Annotated in this window: 21 protein-coding genes and 1 tRNA gene; 13 read left to right on the top strand and 9 right to left on the bottom strand. The window is 70.8% G+C overall.

Features of this window, described 5'->3' with window-relative positions; translation table 11 throughout:
- Nucleotides 1-293 precede the first annotated feature (293 nt).
- Entirely contained in the window at nt 294-1079 is a 786-nt protein-coding gene (locus ACZ6X9_RS09480; protein WP_469777349.1) for an ArsR/SmtB family transcription factor, read from the bottom strand.
- Nucleotides 1080-1264: 185 nt separating this feature from the next.
- Between ACZ6X9_RS09480 and ACZ6X9_RS09485 the strand changes: the two genes are divergently transcribed.
- The 4 genes from ACZ6X9_RS09485 (at nt 1265) to ACZ6X9_RS09500 (ending at nt 4561) form a co-directional block, all read left to right on the top strand.
- Entirely contained in the window at nt 1265-1675 is a 411-nt protein-coding gene (locus ACZ6X9_RS09485) for a hypothetical protein (RefSeq protein ID WP_469777350.1), read from the top strand.
- Nucleotides 1676-2318: 643 nt separating this feature from the next.
- Nucleotides 2319-3308, top strand: coding sequence for a polyprenyl synthetase family protein (locus tag ACZ6X9_RS09490; protein ID WP_469777351.1), 990 nt, complete (start codon nt 2319-2321; stop codon nt 3306-3308).
- Between the two features lie 15 nt (nt 3309-3323).
- Nucleotides 3324-3479: a hypothetical protein gene (locus tag ACZ6X9_RS09495; RefSeq protein WP_469777352.1), complete on the top strand. Its 156-nt coding sequence runs from the start codon at nt 3324-3326 to the stop codon at nt 3477-3479.
- A gap of 5 nt (nt 3480-3484) precedes the next feature.
- The gene (locus tag ACZ6X9_RS09500) at nt 3485-4561 is read left to right on the top strand and encodes a terpene synthase family protein (protein ID WP_469777353.1); all 1077 of its coding nucleotides are present in this window, start codon (nt 3485-3487) and stop codon (nt 4559-4561) included.
- A gap of 665 nt (nt 4562-5226) precedes the next feature.
- Here the strand turns inward: ACZ6X9_RS09500 and ACZ6X9_RS09505 are convergent.
- Nucleotides 5227-6183, bottom strand: coding sequence for an IS481 family transposase (locus ACZ6X9_RS09505; protein ID WP_469777354.1), 957 nt, complete (start codon nt 6181-6183; stop codon nt 5227-5229).
- 60 nt (nt 6184-6243) lie between these two features.
- On the bottom strand, nt 6244-7089 hold the full coding sequence (locus tag ACZ6X9_RS09510; protein WP_469777355.1) for a DUF5655 domain-containing protein: 846 nt from the start codon (nt 7087-7089) through the stop codon (nt 6244-6246).
- Between the two features lie 421 nt (nt 7090-7510).
- Here ACZ6X9_RS09510 and ACZ6X9_RS09515 point away from each other — a divergent pair, with 421 nt between their 5' ends.
- A complete protein-coding gene (locus ACZ6X9_RS09515) occupies nt 7511-7780 on the top strand; it encodes a helix-turn-helix transcriptional regulator (RefSeq protein ID WP_469777356.1) in 270 nt (89 codons plus the stop codon).
- A gap of 8 nt (nt 7781-7788) precedes the next feature.
- Nucleotides 7789-9018, top strand: coding sequence for a tyrosine-type recombinase/integrase (locus ACZ6X9_RS09520; RefSeq protein WP_469777357.1), 1230 nt, complete (start codon nt 7789-7791; stop codon nt 9016-9018).
- Nucleotides 9019-9077: 59 nt separating this feature from the next.
- Here the strand turns inward: ACZ6X9_RS09520 and ACZ6X9_RS09525 are convergent.
- A tRNA-Pro gene (locus ACZ6X9_RS09525) sits at nt 9078-9151 on the bottom strand.
- Nucleotides 9152-9365: 214 nt separating this feature from the next.
- Between ACZ6X9_RS09525 and ACZ6X9_RS09530 the strand changes: the two genes are divergently transcribed.
- Both ACZ6X9_RS09530 and ACZ6X9_RS09535 read left to right on the top strand, forming a co-directional pair.
- The gene (locus ACZ6X9_RS09530; protein ID WP_469777358.1) at nt 9366-9659 is read left to right on the top strand and encodes a YiaA/YiaB family inner membrane protein; all 294 of its coding nucleotides are present in this window, start codon (nt 9366-9368) and stop codon (nt 9657-9659) included.
- 409 nt (nt 9660-10068) lie between these two features.
- Complete coding sequence (locus tag ACZ6X9_RS09535; RefSeq protein WP_469777359.1) at nt 10069-13305, top strand: amidohydrolase family protein; 3237 nt, start codon at nt 10069-10071, stop codon at nt 13303-13305.
- 263 nt (nt 13306-13568) lie between these two features.
- Here the strand turns inward: ACZ6X9_RS09535 and ACZ6X9_RS09540 are convergent, their stop codons facing one another.
- Nucleotides 13569-14549: an ArsR/SmtB family transcription factor gene (locus tag ACZ6X9_RS09540; protein ID WP_469777360.1), complete on the bottom strand. Its 981-nt coding sequence runs from the start codon at nt 14547-14549 to the stop codon at nt 13569-13571.
- A 64-nt stretch (nt 14550-14613) separates the two neighbouring features.
- On the opposite strand from ACZ6X9_RS09540, the gene ACZ6X9_RS09545 reads away from it, so the two are divergent.
- The gene (locus tag ACZ6X9_RS09545) at nt 14614-16068 is read left to right on the top strand and encodes an MFS transporter (protein ID WP_469777361.1); all 1455 of its coding nucleotides are present in this window, start codon (nt 14614-14616) and stop codon (nt 16066-16068) included.
- Between the two features lie 101 nt (nt 16069-16169).
- On the opposite strand, the gene ACZ6X9_RS09550 is transcribed toward ACZ6X9_RS09545, so the two are convergent.
- From ACZ6X9_RS09550 to ACZ6X9_RS09560, 3 genes are all read right to left on the bottom strand, one after another.
- Nucleotides 16170-16748: a hypothetical protein gene (locus ACZ6X9_RS09550; RefSeq protein WP_469777362.1), complete on the bottom strand. Its 579-nt coding sequence runs from the start codon at nt 16746-16748 to the stop codon at nt 16170-16172.
- 27 nt (nt 16749-16775) lie between these two features.
- Nucleotides 16776-17960, bottom strand: coding sequence for an MBL fold metallo-hydrolase (locus tag ACZ6X9_RS09555; protein WP_469777363.1), 1185 nt, complete (start codon nt 17958-17960; stop codon nt 16776-16778).
- 217 nt (nt 17961-18177) lie between these two features.
- A complete protein-coding gene (locus ACZ6X9_RS09560) occupies nt 18178-18825 on the bottom strand; it encodes an alpha-ketoglutarate-dependent dioxygenase AlkB family protein (RefSeq protein ID WP_469777364.1) in 648 nt (215 codons plus the stop codon).
- Nucleotides 18826-19218: 393 nt separating this feature from the next.
- Between ACZ6X9_RS09560 and ACZ6X9_RS09565 the strand changes: the two genes are divergently transcribed.
- From ACZ6X9_RS09565 to ACZ6X9_RS09575, 3 genes are all read left to right on the top strand, one after another.
- Entirely contained in the window at nt 19219-19683 is a 465-nt protein-coding gene (locus tag ACZ6X9_RS09565; protein WP_469777668.1) for a DUF2199 domain-containing protein, read from the top strand.
- Complete coding sequence (locus ACZ6X9_RS09570) at nt 19683-20345, top strand: hypothetical protein (RefSeq protein WP_469777365.1); 663 nt, start codon at nt 19683-19685, stop codon at nt 20343-20345. The genes ACZ6X9_RS09565 and ACZ6X9_RS09570 overlap by 1 nt, the downstream gene beginning before the upstream one ends.
- 117 nt (nt 20346-20462) lie before the next feature.
- Nucleotides 20463-21080 (top strand): DUF6000 family protein, encoded by a 618-nt coding sequence (locus ACZ6X9_RS09575; RefSeq protein WP_469777366.1) that lies wholly within the window; start codon nt 20463-20465, stop codon nt 21078-21080.
- Nucleotides 21081-21134: 54 nt separating this feature from the next.
- On the opposite strand, the gene ACZ6X9_RS09580 is transcribed toward ACZ6X9_RS09575, so the two are convergent.
- Nucleotides 21135-21698, bottom strand: a complete 564-nt coding sequence (locus ACZ6X9_RS09580) for a hypothetical protein (RefSeq protein ID WP_469777367.1) — start codon at nt 21696-21698, stop codon at nt 21135-21137.
- 1122 nt (nt 21699-22820) lie between these two features.
- Between ACZ6X9_RS09580 and ACZ6X9_RS09585 the strand changes: the two genes are divergently transcribed.
- Nucleotides 22821-23393, top strand: a complete 573-nt coding sequence (locus tag ACZ6X9_RS09585) for a carboxymuconolactone decarboxylase family protein (protein ID WP_469777368.1) — start codon at nt 22821-22823, stop codon at nt 23391-23393.
- The last annotated feature ends 3 nt before the right edge of the window (nt 23394-23396 follow it).

Genomic DNA, 23396 nt, shown 5'->3' on the forward strand with positions numbered 1-23396 from the left:
CGACCGCTAGCCCCAGCGGGGCCAAGTCGAGCCGGAAGCCGGGTCCGCTTCGGCCCGAGATCAAATCCTCGTCGATCCACGAAAGGGGCCCACTCAAGCCGGAGAAGCGGGGCCGGATCAGAGCGATATTGCCACCTGTGCACGGGAAGTGCGAAGCGGGCCTGTCACGCGCCTCCTACTACTGCTCTCCCGTCGCACTGGTCATCAAGGATATCTTTGCCGCCCCCGGCATCCGCCGACCCGAGGTCGAACGTGTGGCGCCGATCCGGTGGCAGCGGCCTGCCGAAAAACGGTCAGGCCTTCTCGAGGATCGTCTTGAGCTCCGACAGCATCATGGTCCAGCCGCCGCTTACGCCCTCCAGCATCTTGGATTCGGCCGAGGTGAAACCGTCGTGGGTGATGGTCAGCTTCATGCCCAGCTCCGGATCCTCGGCCGGCTCGATGTCGAAGGTGACCTTCGAGCGCTCCTTGACCGCTTCGGCGAACTCCGCGTCGCTCATGCCGAACATCTCCTGGTGCATCGGCTGCAGCGTGTGCCACGTGTAGGCGAGCCGCTTGCCGGGCTCCGACTCGGTGACGACCTGGCCGAGGTCCTGCGGCTCGCCGCCGTCCTCGACCGGCCACAGCACCTTCGAGCCGGCCTGCCAGTCGGAGGACGGCGCCCAGCCGCCGTGGTACTGCTTGAGGAACTCCGGGCTGGTCAGCCCCTCCCACAGCTTCTCGGGTGTGGTGTGGATGTAGATCGTGTAGACGAATTCGGGCTTGCTCATCGCCGTTCCTTCCAGGGCGTGCTTCAGATTGCCGAGCGCGGCCAGCCGGCCCCGCTCGTACCTGCCGATCCAGCGGTCCGCGACATCGTGGATGGGTACGGGGTTGAGGTAGTGCAGCCTCTCCCGGCCGTGCCGGACCGCCGTGACCAGGCCGGCGCCCTCCAGCACCGCCAGGTGCTTGGACACCGCCTGCCTGGACATCTCCAGCCCCGCGCACAGCTCGCGCAGACTCTGCCCGGCCCGCTCGTTCAGCCGGTCCAGCAGCCGCCTGCGACTCGCGTCCGCGAGCGCCTTGAACACTTCGTCCATGTCATCCAACCCCTACCGCCCAGATTGGCAACCTTCCGGTTGCCTGTCAAGCTGGCAGTCTGGGGACGGTGCCCCAGCGCGTCAGTGTCAGCGGGGCTGACGGGTTCCGTCGCCCTGACCGGCCCCTCCTGCGCGGGGCGCCCGCCGTACCGCTACCGGATCCTTGACAGCCCTGGCACACCGAGGTGATCCCGTCCGATCTGGTCACGGTGCTCCGGGAGGCCCAGTACCGCGGCCTGCTCACCGCCGGCCTCACACCGGCCCACCTCATGGCCCTGGTGTCGACCCCGGTCGGCTCGCCGGAACACTGGGGTGAGCGCGTCCTTCGGCGTGCCCTGCTCGCGCACACCCACCTCGCCGCCCTGCGGATCCAGGCGTTCACGGACGATCCGACCAACAGCCCCCACCAGCTCATCACCGGCAGCCGCCGCACCCTCGCCGAGCTGAGCGCCGTCCGCACCCGCTGGCAACGGGCCATCACACCCCCACCGCCACCGACCCGACCTCTCACGCCTCCTGCACCGACAGCCGCCCGGGCCGGACCACCCCGCGTCACCCGCCCTCCCGCATCCCCCACGCAGCGCATCACCCGATAACCCCACACCCTCGGCCGGCACCCGTCCGTCCGGGCCTCGCGAATCGAGCCCACTTGCCCGACCCCACCCTTCAAGCCCGCGTCCGGCTCGGTTGACGCCCCAAACACCCTGGCGCCGTGACCGCCCCCTACGCCCCCAGGCCATGCTCAGTGTCCACGGCTTCCGCCCCACCGGCGAACAGACGATGGTTCTGAGCCGTGGCGACCACGAAAATTCCGGAACGTCGTGCCGCCGAGGCTCTGTCCGGCACGTCCAGGACAGCACACATCCAAAGTCCCAGCGGAAAAGCGGTCCGAGCCCAACCCGGGTAGTGACGAAATTCATCTCAAAGGCCGTTTTCTCCCGGTATTTTTCTAGATGGGGAACTTCAGTGTGATGTCGTCGGGTCGCGCCAGGAGAGGGTGCTGTCGCCGGTGAGACGGCGGACGATGAGGTCGGTTATGGACAGGTGGATCACCGGCGAAGCCACCCCGAACCCGCGCGGCGCCTGACCCGCTGGAACCACACAGATCCAGGGGACGAAACGCTCAGTAAGCGGCTGGTTATCGCATCTCAGTTCGTGGTGGCGGTCGGTCACAATCCATTCCGCCATGGATGCATCCCCTACCGGCGGGCACGTCGCGCCGCCATGGGAGGAACACCTGTGAGCCTGAGACCTGTCGGCACGGCCAGTGACGTGGTCGTCCCGCGGTTGAGCAAGGCACTGGAAAGCCTTCCTCCCGCCGTGGGAGAACTGGCCTTCTGGCATTTCGGCTCGTCCGGGCAGCGGGAGGCGCCGTTGGATGCCGGGAAGCTGTACCGTGCGGCCCTGACCCTGGCGTGGGACCGGGCCATGGGTGGTGACGGAATCGAGGCCGTGCACGCGGCCGTGGCGGTGGAACTGGTCCACAACGCCTCTCTGCTGCACGACGACCTCATCGACGGCGACCGCTGTCGCCGGGGCCGGGAGACCGTGTGGGCCAGGCACGGGCCAGCGGCGGGGATCCTGGCCGGGGACGCACTGTTCTTCCTGGCCGTGCAGGAGCTCAACGCGGCTGGGCACCCGCTGAACACCTACGGGGTGGCGGAGCTGACCAGAGCGGTGCAGGCCATGATCGGCGGCGAGTGGGCCGACACCCGCGTCCCGCAGGACCCCGATGCCTATGGGGCGGTGTGTGACGGGAAGACGGGGGCGCTAATCGGGGCGGCGTGCGCACTGGGCGGCCTGACCGCGAGAACCACCGATCAGCACATCGCTGTGCTGCGGACGTTCGGCCTTCATGTAGGGGCTGCCTTTCAGATCACCGATGACCTGCTGAACCTGTGGGGAGACCCCGCACAGACCGGCAAGCCACACCGCGGCGACCTGACCGAGGGACGTAACAGCTACCCGCTCCTGGCGGCACTGGCCTCTCAGGGGCAGGCGGCTGCCTCGCTGCGGTCGATGCTCGCCCAGGGTGCTGCCTCCCGCGCGGGCGCGGCCGACCGGTGCGCGGAGCTGATCGAGGAGGCGGGAGGCCGGGCCGCCGCTCACGACCGGGTCCGCCACCACCTGGAGCGAGCTCTGGAGATCCTGCACCGGCTGTGCCCCGACGGCCCAGCCAGGTCCGAACTCGCCGTCATGGCCAACCGGGCGGTCCACCGCACCATCTGAACCTAGGAGACCTCCATGGAACCGGCCCAGGCGCTGGGGCTCGCGACGGGTGAGATCAGGATCCGGCAGGTCGTGCCTTTCCGCGGCCGCCCGCACGCCGACCCCATCGACAAGGCCGCCGTCAACGCTCCGCAGGCGACCGACCGATCCTTCCCCTCACTTGAAGGATGACTGCCATGGCGGCCAAGACACTGTCGGAGCTCACCGGCCTGCCCGTCGACCAAGTGGAGATTTGGTCACCGGTCCCCCTGGTCTTCCACCCCGACGGGCCCGAAGCACTGGACGCTTACGGCCGCCGATGGGCCACCGACCACGGCCTGTGCGAGGAAGACTCGCACGGCGCCACACAGAATCTGGGCTACCTGACGGCGGGGGCACTGCCGAATCTGACCCCGCCGGCCGCCCGCGCGGCCGCGGCGTGGTTCTATTGGGCGTTCCTGTGGGATGACCACCTCGACACCCTCGCCGGCAACCTGCCCGCCTTGATGGCACACGTCTGTGAAGCCATCCGTGTTGTCAACTGGCCGCCGATGGCCCCGCATCCGAACGATCATTGGCTGACCGCGTTGCGTGACTGGCGCACCGAATTCGCCGCCGCGCTGGAACCGTCAGGGGCAGAGCGGTTCTTCGCCGAGAACGCCGTCTGGTTCACCGGCCAGCTCTGGCGCATCGCCCTGGACGCCCGGCCACAGCCGCCCACCGTAGGCGAGTGGCTGCGCATGCGGTGGCAGAAGGCGGGGCTGATGACCTTGTGCGCGCTGCCCCCTGCCGGCGGCGGCTACACCCTCACCGCCACCGAGTACGCCGACCCCGTGCTCCGTGCGTTCTCGGTCACCGTCCTGCAAGCCTGCGCCCTCATCAACGACGTCCTCTCCATCGCCAAAGAACTCGTCCTCGGCCAGGTCGGAGCCGCCTCCAGCATCGTCTCCGTCGTCGCCGAAGAGCACGGCACCGACCTGACCACCAGTCTCATCGCTGTCTGGGACCTGTATGAACGGCTCCTGGGCAAGATGCTGCAACTGCAACAACGCCTCTTCGAAGACCCCCGGCCCGCACTGCGCCGCTACGCCGCAGACCTGCCCGCCTGGGTCCCGGTCACTGCCCACTTCACCGCCACCAGCGCCCGTTACACCAACCCCGGGCTCACCATCGCCCCGCCCAGACTCACCGTTGTCGACCATCCCACGGTCTGGAACCCCGCTGACACCACCCCACCCCCCTACAGCGATCTGGCCTGGATCTGGGACATTTGATGACACTTGATGCTGTCACCGGGTGTGCCCGGCTTGCTCCCGAGTCAAGAGGTGGCGGCCGCCCCGAAGCCAGGTACGCCTGAACTTCTCGTATGGCGGCAGCGTGATCCTCGTCCGGTCGACCCCACCGGCTGCGGCGTCAAGTGGACCTTCGCCGTTTCCGAAACACCGGTCAGCGACTTCTTGTAGCACGGCAACACCACAGCCTCCTCACCGGCCCAGATCGTGTCGAATGGCAGCCTTTCCGTGGACACACCGGCCGGTGAGAGCCGCCATGCTGCTGGTTCGTCTCTGGACTGGAGGGAGCCGGCGAGAGCTCACCGGCTCCCTTCGCGCGACCCAGCGTTGTGAGTCTCCGCGCGCCAATCCGAACCGGGGCGTCATCGAACACCATCAACCGTGCGATGGCACCGCCGAACCGCCCGACTGGTAGTGCGGGGATTTCCGTCCTCCAATGCAGCGCATCTAGCAGTGGATCCCCGGTTAGCGAAACTGGGGATCCACTGCACCATGGGAAATCCATCGCCCGTCCATGACCGCCGCGTCGAGAAGTCGCAACGAGACCAAACTGACAACCTCAGTCCCCGCTGCCCGGGCACATGCCGACCCAGCCGCTGGCGCCTACGCCGCCGCGTAGCTGAGCCGGAACAGGTCCTGGGCACGCTCTAGGTGTATTGACCTGAAGCGTTGTTTACGCGGCTGATCGGTGGGTGGCCGCCGAGTGCGGTGTGCCAGCGATGGTGGTTGTAGCCGTGCAGGAAGTCTGCCAGGGCCGCGGTGCGTTCGTCGTTGCTGGTGTAGGGCCGTAGGTAGGCCCATTCGTCGAGCAGGGTGCGGTTGAAGCGTTCGACCTTGCCGTTGGTCTGCGGCCGGTAGATGCGCGTGAGCTTGCCGGTCGCGCCCAGATCGGCGAGTGCCTGCCGCCAGGCGAAGCTCTTGCGATAAGGCCAGGCGTTGTCGGTCAGGACGCGTTCGATACGCACGATGCCGCAGGCGGCGAAGAAGGCCGCGGCCCGTTTGAGGAAGGCCGCGCAGGTGGCGGCCTTCTCGTCGGGGTGGACTTCGCTGTAGGCCAGGCGGCTGTGGTCGTCGACGGCGGAGTGGATGTAGTCGAAGCCGGTGGTGCGGCGGCGGTCGGGGCAGGCGGCACGGCCGTGGACGCGCCAGCCTCCGCCGTCGGGGATGCGGCCGAGTTTCTTGACGTCCACGTGGACCAGCTCGCCGGACCGGCTGCGTTCGTAGCGGCGGATGACCTGCCCGGTGGGCCGGTCGAGGAAGGCCAGGCGGTTCAGGCCGTGCCGGGTCAGGATGCGGTGGACGGTCGAGGCGGGCAGGCCCAGGATCGGGCCGATGCGGGCCGGGCCCAGCTTGCGCTCTTGCCGCAGACGGCAGACCCGGTCCTCGGTGTCCGCCGACGTCCGGTGCGGAGTCCTGTGGGGCCGGCTGGAACGGTCGTGCAGGCCGGCTTCTCCCTCTGCCTTCCAGCGGCACAGCCACTTGTGGGCCGTGGGCCGCGAGATGCCCATCTCGGCCGCGACATGCGCGACGGGACGGCCGGAGCGGACACGCTCGATGAGCAGCCGCCTGCCGTGAACGGTCAGCCGGGCATTACGGTGGGACACGAAGACCTCCGTGCGGTGCAGTCCTAGACAGCTCCACCACACCGGAGGTCTTCGCCATGATCAAGACCTGCGAGTGTCAACAACGCTCGTGATCAATACATCTAGGTCCCGGTCCGTGCGCATCTGCACTTCCAGGTCGCCGGTCCCGTGGTGGCCGAGCCCCGTGACGTCCCGGGTGAATCCGGGGACGAGCTCGACCTCCTTGGGGTTGGCCTTGAGATAGACGAGCAATTTGTTCTTCTGCGGTGGGCAGACGCAGGCGAAGTTCCGCAGGCGCTGGTACGCGCGGTAGGTCTTGCGCTGGACCTTGGTGATGTCGTCACCGAGCCCCAGCAGAACCTGGTCAACTTCCGCGTACAGCTCCTCCATCGCCCCCTCAGCCGCGCGGAGGGGTTCCGCGATAACGCTCGTCCGGCGGGCGCGCGGCAGTGCCGTCTGGGCGGCGACGGAGGCGACGGTCTCCAGGCCGAAGTGGTCGTCGCCGAAGAAGCGGTAACGGACCAGATCGATGCTGCGCCGGTGCTCCCGGAGAGCGTGCACGTCGTAACGGGTGAAGTCGCCGGCGATGCAGATCAGCCTCGGCGCGCTCCACAGCACCTGTGCCGCGACCGCTGCACCGAGCCGATCGTGGACCAGGTGCCCGAACTCCGCCTTGTGGTCCACGAGCCATGACAGGTAGAAGAGCCCCTGGTTGATCACACCGGCATCCGTCGCACGCTTGAACTCGATGACTACCGGGGCACCGTTCTCGTCGATTCCCAGCGTGTCGATCCGGCCGCCGTGCACAGGCCCCGTGCTGTACTCGCTCGCCAGGAAGCGCACGCCGAGCATCGCCTCGAGGTTTGCCTCGACAAGGGCTTGCACGTCCACCTCGGCCTCGGCGAGGTTCGATGTCACCTCGGTCACGACGCCTTTCGTATGGAATAGCTTCGCTTCCAACACCCCCTCGTCAACTGAACGGAGTCAACCTCATCGGAGCTCGGAAGTATTCCATTGACCAGCCGCGGGGCTGGGGAGTCCTCGTGCCGTCCATCCGACGCCACGGACCACCGCGGAGGCTCGTTCCACCAGAATCCCTCTGCGACGAGGCCCTTTCAAGAGGCTGAATCTGCGGGCTTGTGCACGCTTATACCAAGGGATCACCGGTTACCCAAACCGGGGCTGCTGAAGAAACTGGTTCTACTGCCTGTTCTCCGTCAGAGAATCGGCGCCCGTGCAGGTGGACTTCCGGAGAGATCGACCTACTGTTGCGTCTCGCCGGAATCAGCCGGACAACCGGTTGCCGCTACGGGAATTCGGAACCGCGCTCTTCACGCCCAGGATGCCCATGCACGATCACGCGCCACCGCACATATCCGCTCACTTCGAAACCGACGACGCTCCGGCGAGCACCGTGAACGCCGAATGGCTCTCCACCGAGGAGGTTGCCCACCTGCTCAAGCGCGACCCCTCGACCATCCGCCGGTGGCGCACCGCCAGGCCGCCGCAGGGGCCGCCCTTCGTGCGGCTCTCGCCGCGGGCGGTGATGTACAGCGCCCGTGACGTGCAACAGTGGCTTTCAGGCTGCCGGATCGACCCCGCGCGGGCCGCCCGGTGATAAAGCAGATGCCGCCGATCGGCGTGAAGCTGACGGTGGACGTGGAGTATCGGGAGGGTTTCCCCAACCCGCACCGGGCGCGGGTCCGCTGGTACGACCCCGAGTCGGGCGAGCGCCTGTCCCGCTCACAGATGCTGCCCACCGACGACGATGCGCAGTCCTGGATCAAACGGATGGAGCGCATCGCCCGGCGCGGCGTCAGTCCCGCGGTGGCGACCATGTCGCTCGCCGAGTACGGGGAGTTGGAGTGGGACCTGGCCATGCGCGGCCTGGAGCCCAAGACCATGGACCCGTACGGTGCGGGTTGGCGGCTGCGCGTCGTCCCCGCGATCGGGCACCTCGAGATTCCCGTCGTCACCAACGGAGTTGTCGACCGCACCGTCTACGGCTGGATCGCCGACGGACACGGCCGCTCCACGGTGAAGAACTCCATCGCCCCGCTGAACCGCGTTATGGAGCAGGCCGTCCGCGACGGCATCATCGACGTCAACCCCGCCAAGATCACCGGCTGGCAGCGAACGTACCAGCAGGTCGAGGACGAACTCGACGATCCCCGCTCCCTCGCCCTGCGCGACTGGGACGCCCTGGACGACCTGGCCAACGCCCTCGTCGAGCGCTCCCACGACCAATACCTGGGCTGGGGCGACGCCGTCCGCTTCGCCGCCTGCACCGCCGCCCGCATCGGCGAGGTCTCCGGCGTCCGCGCCCAGGACATCGACCGCCGCACCTGGATGTGGAACTGCTGCCGCCAGACCACCCCGGGCCCCGGCGGCCTCATCGACAAGGGCACCAAGGGCAAACGACGCCGATCGGTCCCCATCATTCCCGAGCTCCGCCCCATGGTCGGTGCGCGGCTCGACGCGGTCGGGCACGACCCCATGGCCCGGCTCTTCACCGGACCGCTCGGCGGACGCATCACCACCGCCATCCTGCGCGACGCCACCCACTGGGACGAGGTCGTCGTCCGCCTCGGATACGAGCACCTGCGCCGCCACGATCTGCGGCACACGGGGCTGACGTGGATGGCGGACGCCGGTGTCCCCCTGCACGTGCTGCGCATGATCGCCGGGCACGGTTCGATCACCACGACACAGCGGTACCTGCACCCCGACCGCCGGTCGATACACCTGGCCGGCGCCGCCCTCAGCCGCTACCTCACCGAAAGCCGCCGAGAGGCCCCTGGTCCCAAACTGGTCCCAGAGCCCGCCCCGGTGCGGCACCTGCGCATCGTCCGCTGACCCTACGAAAAGAGCCTCTGACCTGCGGTTTCCCGCTGATCAGAGGCTCTTTCGTACCGTCGGGACGGCGGGATTTGAACCCACGACCCCTTGACCCCCAGTCAAGTGCGCTACCAAGCTGCGCCACGTCCCGGTGCTCGTCCGGCTTGGGCTGGTGCCCTTGCCGACCGCGCAAGAGAACAATACCGCACGCCGTGGGGTGGTCGCGCACGGGTTTGGCGGGGGTGGGCCGGGGCCGGGCGGGGGTGGGGCCCGGTGGGGCATGGGTAGGGGGCCCGGGAGTGGGGGGTGGAGATGAGTAGGGGTACTCATGTGGCCCGTGGCCCCGGTCCGGGACGCTGCCGGGCATGAGTACTCCATCGATACAGCGGCCGACGACCACCGCGTTCTACATCCAGGCCGCCCTCTCCTTCGGACTGTCGCTGGCGGCGCTGGCGGTCGGGATCGTGAAGCTGCCGGTGGGCGCCTGGGAGCGGGGGTTCCTGGCGCTGGGGCTGATCTTCGTGGTGTCGTCGGCGTTCACGCTGGCCAAGTGTGTGCGGGACCGGCAGGAGGTGGACGAGATCACCAACCGGGTCGACAAGGCACGGCTCGACAAGCTGCTCATCGAGCAGGACGCGTTCAAGGTGGAGGGGTTGTGATCGGCCCGCGGTGATCCATTCCATCCCGCGGTGATCCATTCCATCCCGCGGTCGTCCATTCCATCCCACGGTGGTCCATTCCATGAGGTCAGCGTTCCCACATGGTCAGCGATTCCGAGAGGGTGGTGATCGCGAGGGGGGCTCCCGAGAAGGCGGTGATCCCGAGGAGGTGTCGATGCCGAGGCGCCGATGACCTCAGGCGCGGTCTCCTCAGGCGCGGTCTTCCCGCGGGCGGCGCACCCAGAGTGCCGGCGCCCCCCGGGTGCCGGCGTCCCAAGAGTGCCGGCGCCCCGCGAGGGCGGCCCGTTTCCGCTGGGTGTTGACCCGGGACCGCGCACCGTGAACGATGATGATCCTGTCGAGATCTTCCTCTCGCGCCCCGCGCAACTCCCGCACCCCAGGAGGACAGTTGGACGTCCAGGGCCCCTCGGGCACTCGCCTCTCCCCTCTCTCCCGGCGCAGATTCCTCCAGGCCACCGCGGGTACCGCCGCCGTCGCCGGGGTGGCCGGGGTGGTCGCGGTGCCGGCGGAGGCGGCGCCGGGTTCCGTGGGTGGGGTGGCGGCCTCCGCTTCGTCGCCCGTGCTGTCCTTCACCGCCGCCACCAACGGCTCGGCGTCGCTGTTCGGCGACCGCGTGGTGGCCGAGGTGCAGAACGTGCTGTGGTCGCTGCCCCGGAAGGGCGGGGACGCCGTGGCGATCACACCGCCGGACCTGGAGCCGACGCGCCCGGTGCACTCGCCGGACGGCCGGCTGCTGGCCGTCTGCGCGTACCGGGGCGGCGGCTTCCACATCTGGACGCTGCGCCCCGACGGCACCGCGCTCCGGCAGCTCACCGACGGGCCCTGGGACGACCGGGGACCGGCCTGGTCGCCCGACGGCACCCGCATCGCGTTCGCCTCGGAGCGCGAGGGCGACCCGGTGGCTGGCAGCCCGTACCGGATCTGGACGGTGGACGTCCGGACCGGCGCGCTGACCCGGGTGACCGGGCTGAAGGGCCAGGACGGTCCGCTCCAGGACGGCGCCTGGGAGGACTTCGACCCGGTCTGGTCGCCGGACGGCAAGCGGCTGCTGTTCGTCCGCGGCCAGGCGACCAAGGACGCACTGGTGTCCCGGACGGTGGCCTCGGTGCCGGCCGACGGCCGGGGGCCGGTCCGCGTCGAACACACCGAGACGGCGAAGGCGCAGGTCATGACGCCGGCCGTGAGCCCGGGCGGGCGGCTGGCGTATCTGCGGACGACCGCCGCCCCCACCGCGTCCTGCGCCCTGGTCGTCGACGGCGCGGCCGTGCCCGTCGAGGGTGACGTGGAGCCGGTGCCGCCGCGGTGGATCTCACGGGACGAGCTGCTGCTGACCGTCGAGGGTCAGTTCCGGGTCGTCCGCGTCGCCCCCGCCGGGGGCGGCAAGGAGCCGACGGCGTCGACCGTCGCCACCGTCCCGTTCTCCGCGAAGCTGCCGGTCGACCGGCCGCGGTACCGCGTCAAGCGGTACGACGTCGAGGTCGGCGGCGTGGGCCGGGTGCGGGCGGTGCACCTGCCGGCGCTGTCCCCGGATGCCCGCCGGGTCGCGTTCGCCGCGCTCAACGCGCTCTGGGTCGCCGACGTGGACGGCGGCGCGGCGCCCCGCCGGGTGGTGCGCGCCGACGCCACCCGCTACCTCCTCGGCCCGTCCTGGACGCCCGACGGCAAGGCCCTGGTCTACGCCGACGACCGCTCCGGGCTGCTCGCCGTCCGCCGGCACGACCTGGAGTCCGGTGAGGAGACCGAGCTGGCCGGCGGCGGCCGGGTGAGCCCGTCGCTCTCCCCCGACGGCAAGCGGCTCGCCTGCCTCGACCTGTCCGGCAACCTCCTCGTCCGCGACCTCGCCGCCGGCACCGACCGGGTCCTGGCCGCGCCGATGGGCGGCGGCGGGCTGCCGGGCCGGCCGAGCTGGTCACCCGACGGCCGGTACGTCGCGTACTGCGACCGCAACCGGCTGAACCAGCGGTTCCGCGAGGGCTACAACCTCATCCGCGTCGTCGACACCTCCGACGGCACCTCCCGGCTGCACGCCCTGGCCCCGCACGCCTCCGTCGCCGACCGCTACGACTCCGGCCCGGTGTGGTCGCCGGACGGCCGCCACATGGCGGTGATCAGCGAGTCCGCGCTGTGGGTGCTGCCGGTGAAGCCCGACGGCACCCCCGCGGGCGCGCCCCGGCGGCTCACCGACGAGGCGGCCGACCACCCGTCCTGGTCGGCGGACTCGCGCCGGATCCTCTACCTGTCGGCCGGGAAGCTGCGGCTGCTCGACGTGGACGGGGGCCGGGCCCGGACCGTCCCCGTCTCCCTGAGCTACCGCCGCCCGACCCCCGTCGACACGGTCGTGCACGCCGGCCGGTTCTGGGACGGCACCGGGAACACCGTCCGGGAGGACGTCGACGTCCTGGTCCGCGACGGCCGGGTGCACGCCGTCGAACCGCACCGGGCGCGGCGCGCCGCGCGGCGCCGGGTGGACGCGTCGCGGCGGACGGTGCTCCCGGGCCTGTGGGACGCGCACACCCACCCCTGGCAGATCACCTACGGCGGCCGGCAGACCGCCCTCCAGCTCGCCTACGGGATCACCACGGCCGTCTCGCTCGGCGGCGCCTCCTACGAGCAGGCGCGCATCCGGGAGGCCGTGGCCGCTGGCGACCTCGCCGGGCCGCGCCTGCTGACCTGCGGCGAGCTGCTGGACGGCGCCCGGGTCGCGTACAGCATGGGCCGGGCGCACCGCACCCGTGAGGGCCTGCGCCGGTCGCTGTCCCGGGCCGCGGCCTTGGACTGGGACTTCGTGAAGACGTACGTCCGCGCGCCCGGCTGGGTGATCGAGGAGGCGGCCCGGCACGCCCACGAGGTGCTGGGGGTGCGGACCGGTTCCCACCTGTGCACCCCGGGCGTCCAGCTCGGCCAGGACCTGACGACCCACCTCCAGGCCACGCAGCGGCTGGAGTTCGGGCACGCCACGTCGGCGAGCGGCCGGGCGTACGAGGACGTGCGGGAGATCTACACCCGTACCGACTTCCACATGATCGCGACCATCTTCACCTCGACCCCGTTGCTCGGCGAGCAGCCGGGGCTCGCCGAGGACCCGCGGGTGACCCGGCTGATGCCGCCGTGGGACGTGGAGCTGGTTCGCAAGACCGCCGCCGAGCGGCCGACCGGCGACCAACTGGCCACGCTCCGTACCGAGGTGGACGTCTACCGGCGGATCCTCTCCGGCGGCGGCCTCGTCGCCCTCGGCACCGACGCACCGCTGGTACCGGTGGGTCTCTCCCTGCACATGGGCCTGCGCGCCCTGCACCGCCACGGCCTCTCCCCCGCCGAGGCGCTGCGCACAGCGACGGCGATCCCGGCCCGGGTGTTCGGCGCCGAACGGGACCTGGGCACCCTGGAGGCGGGCAAGCTCGCCGACATGACGATCGTCGACGGCGACCCCTTCACCGACTTCGACTCGCTGGTGCGCACGGAGTCCGTGCTCCGCGGCGGGATCCCGTTCGAACAGCGGAAGCTGCTCGACGCCTACGGTGGCGACCAGGCCCCGGCGGCCCGGCGCGGCAGTTCGACGCACGGCGAGTGGCTGGAGGTCGGGCGGCTGCTGCGGCGGGACTCCTGCTGCGATCCGGGGCACTGAGGGGCGGCTGAACCGGGGGTCGGCCGAGGGGGGGCTTAGGGGGTCGCTGGAGGGATCGGCTCGGGGGAAGCCGCTTGAGGGATTGGCTCAGCGGCCGCCGGAGGGGTTGGCTCAGCGGTCGCCGAAGGCTCAGCGGTCGCCAGGGAATCAGCGGTCGCCGAGGGCCGGGGCCCCGCACTCCAGACCGCCCCTCACACCCTGTCCGCCCCTCACGCCGTTCAGACCCCTCGCGCCCTTGACACCCCGTCCGCCCCTCACGCCCCTCACGCCCCCACCAGCCGGTCTCCCAGCACGCTCCGCCGGTACAGCACGTACCGCCCGTCACGGACGCGGCTGACGAGGCCCGTGGTGTGCAGGACGCGCAGGTGCTGGGAGACGGCGCTCGGGGTCACGCCCAGGCGTCCGGCGAGGGCCGCCGTGGTCGCGGCCTCGCCGAGCAGGGTGAGCAGGCGGGCCCTGGGCGCGCCGAGGAGCGCCACCAGATCGTCCGGCGCCGGACCGGGCGGCGGCGCCCAGGCCGTCGCGACGCCGCGGCTGGGGTAGGTCAGCACCGGCGGCCGGTCGGCGCCCAGGGGCGGGACGGGTTTGTAGGCGAACAGGGAGGGGACCAGCGGCAGTCCTCTCCCGGACGCGTCGACGTGGTGGTGGCCGATCATCCGGTCGATGCGCAGGACACCGTCGCCCCAGCGCAGGTTGGGGTGGAGGTCGGAGAAGAGCAGCCGCACGCCGCCCGTGGCGAGCCGGCGCGCGCGGTGGGTGACGTCGGCCTCCAGCACTTGGCGCAGGTGCGGCCACGCCGGCCGGAAGACCAGGTCCCAGTAGCGCTGGAGCAGGTCGCAGACCGCCTCCCGGTACGCGAGGACGGGCGCGTCGCCGGGCGCCGTGACCACGCGCAGGATGCCGTCCGGCGGCCGGTGCGGCGCGTACGTCGCGAGAAGGTCGCGGCGGACGGTGGCGGCGGGGGTACGCCGGACGACGGCCAGTTCCTCCTCGATGGCCGGGGCGAAGGCCGCCGGCCACGGCGTGAGGAAGTCGGGGAGGGCAAAGGTCGGACCGACCAGGGCGAGCAGCGGCCGGATGTCGAGCCCGGCCGTGGCGGCCAGGGCCGCCCGGCGCCAGGGCCCGTGCAGCGGGTACCGGCCGGGATCGCGCAGCACCCAGAGGCTGCCCATGACCTCCTGAAGCGGGGAGATCGCGAACCTGGTGCCCGCGAGGTCGTCGACGCCGAGCGCGAAGGTGATCACCGGACCATTAAGCCGGACACTACATCGCTGGGCAACGGCGTTCTCCGGTCGTGGACTTGCGTACATGACGCAGCACATCGACGAGGCGAGTGACGCCGCCTCTCCGCACCCGGACGCCGCCACCGGCCCGGACCGACGCACCGACGACGGGCCCGGCACGACGACCACAGGGACCGCTTCGGGAACGACTACGGGGATCCGCACGGGAACCACTACGGGGATCTGCAAGGGAACCCGCGCGGAGATCATCACGGGAATTGGCAAGGGGACCCGCAAGGGGACTCGCAAGCGACCCGCTACGGGGGCCGACCGCATCCACATCCCCACTCCCCCTCCCCCTCCCACCCCCGTCCCCCGGGTCGTCCTGCTTCTCGCCGTCGCCTGCGGGGTGGCGGTCGGCAACGTCTACTTCCCGCAGGCACTCGGCCCGGTGATCGCCTCCGGACTGCACGTCTCCGCCGGTTCGGCCGCCCTGGTGGTGACGGCGGCCCAACTCGGTTACGCGGCCGGGATCTTCCTGCTCGTACCGCTGGGCGACCGGCTGCCGCACCGGCCGCTGCTCGTGGCGCTGCTGGGCACCACCGGCCTGGGCCTGCTGGCCGCGGCCGCCGCGCCCTCGCTGCCGCCGCTCGTCGGAGCGAGCGCCCTGGTCGGAACGGCGACGGTCGTCGCACCGCTGGCCGGCACGCTGGCGGCCGGGCTCGTACCCGAACACCGGCGCGGGGTCACCAGCGGAACACTGCTGAGCGGCGCCCTCGGCGGGATGCTGCTCTCCCGCGCCTCCGGCGGCGGCCTCGGCGAGTGGCTCGGGTGGCGGGCCCCGTACGTGACGGCGGCGGTCCTGACGCTGGCCACGGCGGCCGTCCTGGCCCGCGTTCTGCCGGCCCGCGCGCCCGCCACCACCCATTCCTATCCGGCGCTCCTGGCCGAGCAGCTCCGCCTGCTGCGTGCCGAACCGGCCCTGCGCCGCTCCTGCTTCCACCAGACCGCGGTCTTCGCCGGCTTCTCCGCCGTCTGGACCGGCGTCGCCCTGCTGCTGGCCGGCCCCCGGTACGGCCTCGGCGCGCCGGCGGCCGGGGCGCTCGCCCTGGTCAACGCCGGGACGATGCTGTGCACGCCGGTGGCGGGACGCCTGGTGGACCGGCACGGTCCGGAGGCCGTGGGGCTGGTCTGCCTGGCCGGCGTCGTCGCGTCGGCCGGGATCCTGTCGGCCGGCTCGCTCGGCGGCACGGCCGGGCTGACGGCCCTGGCCGTGGGCACCCTGCTCCTGGACGTCGGCATGCAGTCCGGCATGGTCGCCCACACGGTCCGCAATCACGCGATCCGTCCCGACGCCCGCGGCCGGATCAGCGCCGCCTTCATGACCTGCGCCTACCTGGGCGGCAGCGCCGGTTCCTGGGCGGGCGCGCGGGTGTACGGCCTGTGCGGCTGGACGGGCGTGTGCGCGCTCGCCGGGCTCCTCGCCGTGGTGGCACTGGCGCACCAAGCAGCGGTGGTCGTGGGACGGCGGGGGCTGTAGCTACAGGGCTACAGGGGTGATAGTGACCGACGGGGGACCGAGGCGGAAGTGACGAGCGAATGCGCGCCCAACTGACGAGCGAGAGCGCACCCCACCGCCCTCTACAGCCACCCGACGCCACACCGCCCGCACGCCGCCCCAGGAGCCCCGCCACCGGGCCGGTACGGCCGCTCGTCCCCGTCCCGCATGCCGTCACACTCCCCGCAGACCCGGCACCCGAGGGACGCGCCCGTCCCCTCGGCCGGCGCGGCCCGACGGATCACTCGCTCGATCACGACCGGCAGCGGTTCGGTCGGGTGGACGGCCGGGTCGGGACACCAGGCGACGTTGTTCCAGCCCCGCCGCCAGGTCCGCCACCCGTACGCGGCGCGCCAGGCGTCGCCGGTGGGCTCGTGGCGCCGGCCCAGCGCCTTCTCCGCCCGCCGCTCCGCCGCCTGGTCCCGCACGTGGGCGAGCCACAGTTCGCGGGCGGTGTGCAGTTCCTCGACGGCGCGGACCAGGGACGCGGGATCGTCCTCCGGGTTTCCGGGGATCCGCGCGCTCAGGGTGAGGTGGCGGTAGGTGGCACGGAAGCCGTAGGGAGCGAAGCTCGCCAGGCAGGACCGCAGATCACACCGGCGGTGTGCGGCCGGCAGACGGTCGTCGTGGACGCGCCGCCGGTGCAGGCCAAAACTACTCACCGCCGGGGCCCGCCCCGCCGCCGTGCGTCACCGTTCCGCCGCGAGGTCCAGTCGCGCCGCCGGGGCGGGGGTCCGGCCGGCGGCCCGGCCCTGCGGGGACTCGGCGGCGACGGCCCGCCACCACTCGTCCGGTTCCAGGCCGGCCGCCGGTTCGAAGGGCCGGCCGGGGCGGGGGACGGCGTAGCGGACGCCGGCCCGGCGGGCGGCGGTGACGGTGCGTTCGGCGGGCTCCTCCCAGGGGTGCGGGGCGAGGTTGAAGGTGCCCCAGTGGATGGGGAGGAGGACGCCGCGTTCGGCGGGGGCGGAGCCCTGGAGGTCGAGGTGGGCGCGCAGGCCCTCTTCCGGTTCCATGTGGATGTCGCGCCAGAACTCGCTGTACGCGCCGATCTGGATCATGGTGGCGTCGAACGGGCCGTAGCGCTCGCCGATTCCGGCGAAGCCGGGGAAGTAGCCGGTGTCGCCGCTGTGGAAGACGCGGTGCCTGGGGCCCGCGACGACCCAGGACGCCCAGAGGGTGTGCTGGGTGTTGCGCAGCGCGCGGCCGCAGAAGTGGCGGGCGGGGGTGGCGGTGAGGGTGAGTTCGCCGACGATGGTGGTCTCGTGCCAGTCGAGCTCGGTGATCTGTCCCGCCGGGATCCCCCAGTGCTCCAGGTGCGCGCCGACGCCGAGCGGGACGACGAACTCCGTCCCCGTCCGGGCCAGTGCGCGGACGGTCGGCATGTCCAGGTGGTCGTAGTGGTCGTGGGAGATGACCACGGCATCCACCCGTCCCGTCTCGGCGAGCGGTATCGGCACCGGGTGCAGGCGGCGGGGGCCCGCGAAGGCGAACGGCGAGCAGCGCTCGGACCAGACGGGGTCGAACAGCACCCGGTGGCCGTCGATCTCGGTCAGTACGCTGGAATGACCCATCCAGGTGAGCCGCAGCCCCGACGCGACGGGCCCGGCCAGGTCGGCGACGGTCGTCGGGTGCACGGGCACCGGGTGGGCGGGGGCCCGCCGGACGCGCTCCTCCTTGCGGAAGTAGGTGGGCAGGTAGGCCAGCATCGAGCGGGTGCTCGGGGGCCGTTCCGGGCCCGGGGGATTGACGAAGGTGCCGCCGGCGAAGTGGGGCGAGCGCCGGATGCGGGCCATCCGCTCCCCCGCCGGGTCGGCGCCGAACGCGGCCGGGCGGAGCGCGTCGAGAGGGGTTCTGGGGACGCGGAAGCCGGTCACGGCACCTCCAGGTGTGGGGAACGGGTCCGTCTCATTATCGGACGGGCCCACCCGCCCGCGCCATGCTTGATCGTTTTCCGTGCGCGAACAGCGCTCCCGGGACGACCGTCGGTAACCAGTCGGCGGTCACGTTCAGCGGCCACCGATCGCGGTGACCCGCCGATGGTCACGGGTCGCCGGTCACCGGGCGGCATTCGGTCCTCCCCGCCCACGTTCCTCACAGGCCGCTGACCCGCAGCGTGACGTTCAGCCGCCCGGTCAGGCCGAGCCCCGCCGGCGCCGTGCCCGGGGACGTCCGGGGTACGCCGTGGTACGCGTAGCGGGACGGTCCGCCGAAGACGAACAGGTCGCCGCTGCGCAGTTCGACGTCCGTCCACGGGCGCGTCCTGGTCTCGGTGTTGCCGAACCGGAAGACGCAGGAGTCGCCGAGGCTGAGCGAGACGACGGGGGCGTCGGACTTCTCGTCGCCGTCGCGGTGCAGGCCCATGCGGGCACCCGCCTCGTAGAAGTTGACCAGCGCGATGTCGTACGGCTCGGGGCCGGGCGGTGTCCCGTAGGCGTGGGCCACGGCGTCCCGGGCCAGTACGCCGAGCCAGTCGGGGAACGGCTTGACCGGGGCGCCGTCGCCGTCGACGACCGTCCGGGCGTACCCGTAGGGGTACCAGTGCCAGCCCAGGCAGACCGTACGGACGGACATCTCGCCGCCGTTCGGCATCCGGACGGTCCGCAGGCCCGCGGGCGGTCTCGCCCACTCCCGGCAGGCCCGGAGCAGGCGGTGCTGCGCGGCCTCGTCCAGCCAGCCGGGGACGTGCACGGCCCCCGGCGCCACCTCGGCCGGCGCCCGGGGGAACAGCTCGTCGCGCATGCGTCCAGGCTAGGCGCTGTCGTCCGGGGGGGGGTGCGCGAGGCCCCGGCACGGGAGCCCTGGGAGGGCGCGCGAGGCCGGTACCGGGAGCCCGCCCTCCCCAAGAGCGCGCAAGAGCGGCACCGGGGCGGGGGCGAGTGCCGTGTGGGGCACGCCATGTTGGGGAGTGCACTTGTTCCGTAGCTGCTGTATTCCGGCGCCAAGGAAGCCACGTGCCATCGCCTGTCCTCGGGGGAGCCATCTGTGACTGAACGTGGTGGTTGGCCGCGCAGAGCGGTGGCCGAGTAAGCCCCCTTCGGGTACGGCTGGAGTCCGTCGCTAGGCTCCGGGCCCATGACCAGTGACTTGGGGTTCACCTGCGCGTGCTGCGGGGCCCACCACCCTGAGCTGCCGATGAGCTACACGGCCGAGGCCCCCGCCGTGTGGGAGCCGGCCTTCGCCGACGCCGAGGACTGCTTGCTCTCTACGGACCAGTGCGTGGTCCGCGGTCAGCACTACTTCGTCAAGGGCTTGATCGAGATACCGGTCATCGGCAGTGACGAGCTGTTCTCCTGGGGCGTCTGGGTCTCGCTCAGCCGAGAGAGCTTCTCCCGAGCCTCGGATCTGTGGGACAGGCCCGGCCGCGAGGCCGAGAAGCCGTACTTCGGCTGGCTCAGCACCGATCTTTCGGTATACCCGGCGACGACGCTCAACCTGAAGACGCGCGTCCATACCCGTCCGGTCGGCGAGCGTCCCTTCGTCGAGCTGGAGCCCACCGACCACCCCCTCGCCATCGAGCAGCGCACAGGGATCAGCCTGGAGCGCGTGCGGGAGATTGCGTCGGCCGTGCTCCACTCCGGAGACGGCGAGCAGCAGTAATGGCTGACCAGCCCGGATCGTCCGTCCCGGTCGCGCCTGCCGGCCTGAGCCGCAGGGCCCAGCGGTTCATCGAGACGGAGGGCATACGTGTTCGCCGGCAGGACATCCGGCGACACCGCGACGCGTGGATCGAGCACGGGATCCCCGCTACGGAGATCGATCGGGCCGCTGCCTTCCAGGACCGCTGGGGCGGCCTCGCCCTGCCGCCGGCCCCGTTCTACGAAGGCGGTCCGCGCATCCTGGACGCCGACTGCCCCGAGGAGGTGCCTGCGGAAGGCTGGTCGTTTCCGGCAGGGGACTGCCGGGTGTCCATGGCCTACAGCTTCATGATCGGCCCCGACGGTGCGTTCGGCATCGACGCCCACCAGTGGACGCCCCTGCATGCCAGCACTGATGGATGGGTGGAATCCCTGGCGCTCGCCGCTCATGCCCGCCGCTGGGCCACGACCGTCACAAGGGTCACGCGCGAGGCCGTCGACGCACTGGATCTTGGCGCATTCGAGCCGGTCCCCGAAGTACAGGGTGTGGCCTACTCTTGGTGGCGGGGCAAGGACTCCCTCGTCGCCGTGTACCGGGGTGAGGCCGTGGGCCTTGACGCCCCGCAATGCCTCGAAGCGCACATCTACGGGGGCCTCGACGAGTGGGGCCTCTACGGCGGCTGACCTACGGGCCTTGGGTCTGAGCGCATACTTCAGCACAGGTGCCAACTGCCGTACTCACTCACATCGGGGCAAGGGAGGACTGGCTCTGTTCCGAGGTGGCAAGGCAAGATCGCCAGTGTGATACGCCATCCTCACGACGATGCTGAGTTGCTGGCATTGGTTCGTCGTTATGTCACGCCCGAGCGGCGCTACCTGAAGCTCGGCGGTGGCTTGCTGCGCATGCAAAGTCCTGAGTGCGACCGGTTTATGCGAGACCTTCGTGAGGACGCGGGACTCATCACCGCAGATGAGGTCGCCAAGCTTCTTGAGGGCGGCTGGCGTGAGCGGAGAACTGCGGCTTGGCTCGTAGCTGTCTCCCGCCGGACCGAGTTCCGTGAGCACCTCGGGGCACTCCTGCTGGCCAGCGAGGTCTGCTGCGCCGGTCTGGCCTATTGCGTGGCCCTAGCCAGTTTCGGAACGGCGCGCGACGCTGATCTGCTCGCCGCCTACCTGGATCGCTACCTCTGCCGCCCTGACCTCGCGTACGACCAGACCATCGTCATGGGCGCTCTCCAGTTCATCGACCTGAACATTGGAGGTGGTCAAGCCGACCGCTTCCGAGAACCGGGGGGCCTGTGGCAGCAGTGGCTCCAGGATGCACCTCATATGAAGGGCGACTCGGACCCCACCCCCTTCTTCTTGAGCCTCATTCGTCGGCTCTGCGCATTCGTCGACGAATGTGCAGAGGTGCTATGACCGCCCCCATCTCGTGATGGTCTCTCTGAACCATGGCCGTCGACCGGGGAGCAGTCAGGTCTGCGTGCGGGACGCGATGCAGTCGAGCCAGTCGCGTCTGGCGTATCCGGTCCACCGTGTGGCGTTGCTGATGCTTGTGCCGGTGAGGTCGGCGAGGACGGATGCCGGCATGTCGGAGGCCAGGGCAAGACGGGCGCTGTTGCGGCTGGCGAGGCCTTCGAAGCCGTGACGTCGGAGCAGTAGGCCGAGGTATTCGGACCGGATGGATCGTGCGGGTTCCCGGCCGGGGAAGAGCCACGGTGTTGTGCCGGCTGTCTGGTTGACAGTCCAGCGCTCCGCGCTTACTTTCCGCTGCTCGAGCAGTAGTTGATCGACTTTGGGCGGCAAACGCAGGCTGTGCCCATCGATGTTGAGTTCCACAACGTCGCCGCCGATGATCACGTTGTGGGTGGTGAGGCCGAGGAGCCGCGCGTAGGGAAATCCGAAGAGCAGTACCAGGGCCCCGACGGTGCGGACGATGCCAGGGAGATCCTCTGCCGAGAGGCAGCGGCGCAGTTGCTGAACCCGTTCTTCCTCTTTGATGAACGTCTTGGGTGCGGCGATACGTGGGGGCGGCACGTTCAGGTTCGAGGCGAGGCCGCGGCGCTCGGCCCAGGTGATGAAGGGTCTGACGTCCCTTCTCGTGATGCTGCCTTCGTCGAGCCACCGGTCGAGTTCGAGCTGAGTAGATCACGCTGTGTGGTCGTCCGGCGCCGGTCAGGGCTAGGCATGTGGCTGCCAGAGGAGAGGGCAGCACGTCCTCATCGCCTCCGAGTCGTTCGGCCAGTTGGGCCTTGAGGAAACACCGTGAGCACAACCGGACGCGGTAGATGCCGTCGCTGCTGGAATCGCACCCCGCACATGGGTAGGTGAGGTCCGATCCGACGCACGGGCCGCACACGTCCGTTCCGCCGGCATCTCGCGCGACCAGTGGGTGTCGCTGTTGACAAAGCGGACACGTTGCTGGCTTTCGCCGGACGCTGCCGTAGCAGGCTTTGCATACGGGCCCCATAGGCCACTCCGCTTGTACCCGTGCCACCTTGAAGCACCGTGCGCAGGGACTTTCAGGACGCTGATGGCAGGACTGGCACAAGGGCCTTCCGTTGAGACGGCGTGCGCAGGGAGCGACCTTGCCGCAGTTGGAACACGGCTCGGCGGGCGGCCGGTAACAGCTCTGGCGCTTCTCCGCTCGGGTGGCGGAGCCGCGCCGAACGATGCGGCTGAGCTCTCCGCATGTGCCGCACCGACGGACGGGCGGCCGGTAGCACTTTCTGCGGACGGGACCCGACTCAGTGATGGCCTGGGCGGGAGCTTGTTCACCGCAGACGGAGCACTGGTGCTGTGGACGGGGTGCGCAGCTCTGGCAACGTACGCTGCCGTCAGGCAGGCGGGCCGAGGGGCGCCGTACGTGCCCGCACCCTCCGCATTCCGTCGCATTGGCCTTGCCGTAACAGGTCCCGCACAGGGGCCCGTCAGGGCCCCGGGCGGAGATTCTCATGCGGCGGTGGCAGCGGCAGCAGCTCCGGCGGATACGTCCGGGCGACGCAGGTAATGCAATTTGCCGAAACCTGTCACATCCGCGCGGCCTCGCCCGTCCCACCCCCGCAAGCGATCCCACGATCCCACGGCCCGGCGGAACGGCGTCCCGCCGCCCGCCGGCCGCCGACCGTTCGAGCGACCCGAGAGGACCCGGTCACCGTCATGGCCCGCATTTCCCTGAACCCGCCCGCCACCCCGCTGAACCGTCTCGCGGCCCGGTACTGCCGCCGCGCCTACGGCAAAGTGCTCGACCCGCTGCTCGCCCTGGGCCACCACCGCGGAGTGCTGGTCGCCACGTCCGTCTTCGAGCTGGCCGTGAGCCGCTGGAAGCGGCTCGACCCCGGGCTGAAGGCGCTGGCCGTGATGGCCTCGGCGGCGTCCATCGGCTGCTCCTGGTGCATGGACTTCGGCTACTGGGAGAACCGGCAGCACGGCATGGCGCACGAGAAGCTGCGCGACGTGCCGCGCTGGCGCGACAGCGACGTCTACACGCCGCTGGAGCGTGACGTGATGGAGTACGCCGAGGCGATGACGGCGACGCCGCCCACGGTGGACGACGCCCTGGTGGAGCGGTTGCGGAGGCATCTGGACGACGCCCGGCTGGTCGAGCTCACCCAGATGATCGCGGTCGAGAACCTCCGCTCCCGTACCAACGCCGCGCTGGGACTGGCCAGTCAGGGTTTCAAGGACACCTGTGACGTCCCGGCCCGGGAGTCGGCCGTCGCCCCGGCCTAGGAA

The sequence above is a fragment of the Streptomyces sp. NPDC052910 genome, from assembly GCF_055585605.1.

Bases quoted from the DNA above. Each gene is read 5' to 3' on its own strand.
- ACZ6X9_RS09570 (WP_469777365.1), top strand. From the start codon at position 19,683: ATGGCTGACCAGCCCGGATCGTCCGTCCCGGTCGCGCCTGCCGGCCTG.
- ACZ6X9_RS09520 (WP_469777357.1), top strand. From the start codon at position 7,789: ATGCCGCCGATCGGCGTGAAGCTGACGGTGGACGTGGAGTATCGGGAG.
- ACZ6X9_RS09480 (WP_469777349.1), bottom strand. From the start codon at position 1,079: ATGGACGAAGTGTTCAAGGCGCTCGCGGACGCGAGTCGCAGGCGGCTG.
- ACZ6X9_RS09545 (WP_469777361.1), top strand. From the start codon at position 14,614: ATGACGCAGCACATCGACGAGGCGAGTGACGCCGCCTCTCCGCACCCG.
- ACZ6X9_RS09515 (WP_469777356.1), top strand. From the start codon at position 7,511: ATGCACGATCACGCGCCACCGCACATATCCGCTCACTTCGAAACCGAC.
- ACZ6X9_RS09565 (WP_469777668.1), top strand. From the start codon at position 19,219: ATGAGCTACACGGCCGAGGCCCCCGCCGTGTGGGAGCCGGCCTTCGCC.
- ACZ6X9_RS09530 (WP_469777358.1), top strand. From the start codon at position 9,366: ATGAGTACTCCATCGATACAGCGGCCGACGACCACCGCGTTCTACATC.
- ACZ6X9_RS09495 (WP_469777352.1), top strand. From the start codon at position 3,324: ATGGAACCGGCCCAGGCGCTGGGGCTCGCGACGGGTGAGATCAGGATC.
- ACZ6X9_RS09500 (WP_469777353.1), top strand. From the start codon at position 3,485: ATGGCGGCCAAGACACTGTCGGAGCTCACCGGCCTGCCCGTCGACCAA.
- ACZ6X9_RS09585 (WP_469777368.1), top strand. From the start codon at position 22,821: ATGGCCCGCATTTCCCTGAACCCGCCCGCCACCCCGCTGAACCGTCTC.
- ACZ6X9_RS09560 (WP_469777364.1), bottom strand. From the start codon at position 18,825: ATGCGCGACGAGCTGTTCCCCCGGGCGCCGGCCGAGGTGGCGCCGGGG.